The 852-nt window shown below is 48.4% G+C and carries 1 protein-coding gene; it reads left to right on the plus strand.

The window, feature by feature from the left end:
• Nucleotides 1-181: 181 nt before the first annotated feature.
• Nucleotides 182-852: hypothetical protein (locus tag WH223_RS00005; protein ID WP_340045466.1), on the plus strand; the 671-nt coding region annotated here is incomplete at its 3' end.

Genomic DNA, 852 nt, shown 5'->3' on the forward strand with positions numbered 1-852 from the left:
CTATATGGCCTTGTATTTAGCGGATAGAATGACCACTGCCGATCAGCTCATGGAGTTGAAGTTGCAGCTCGCAGATTGGTTAGGCGAAGACTGGGAGGGGCTGTTGCAGCAAGCAGGCGTAGAGAACGCCAGCATCAAGATGAAGACTTCCATTTTTAGCTAATCGTAAAGAGACATATTCATGGATATACTAGGAAAAGTAATTACCGCTCCAGCTCCTCGTCGGGGATTTGGGGAACTCTTTGGAGAATTTAAAAACAAGCTAGATCACCTACAGCGCGATATGGCCAGTATTATACCCGCCATGCCTGGTCAAAATGTAGGTAAATATTTCGATTTAGCGATCGGGGTAGATTTGCATGAAACGATATTTCCACCCTCACCCTTATTGCCTGTCCCCCATATTGGGATGGTTTTCGATATCATGGGCGCTATTATGGATGCGATATCTACGGTGGTGTCGAGCCCACCAACGGACGGTTCTGGTACTAAAATTGGCAATCTATGTAAAGCCTTGGTCCATAGCATGAAACCCTCGGTTCAAGTACATGGGCAATGGGTGGCCAATGCTGGAACAGGTATACAGCACCTTCCCGGTATTTTTGTGCACATCCCTTTCCCCATCGTAAAACCGATGGCCAGCTCAGAGATGTTTATGGGCAGTAGCACCGTACTCGCCGATGGAGGCCCTTGTAGCACACAGTTTCATCCCGCCTTATCCTGTAGTTTGGTGGGCTTGCCTGCTCCCTTACGGTTTGGGAAGCCTAAAACTAAAATTGCCTTAATGGCGCCAACCTCCTTTCTGTTGATTATGACCTCAGGAGGCAACCCTGTACTCGTTGGCGGACCACC

Origin of the sequence: Sphingobacterium sp. MYb382 (assembly GCF_037572665.1) — a bacterium.
Taxonomy (GTDB): Bacteria; Bacteroidota; Bacteroidia; order Sphingobacteriales; family Sphingobacteriaceae; genus Sphingobacterium.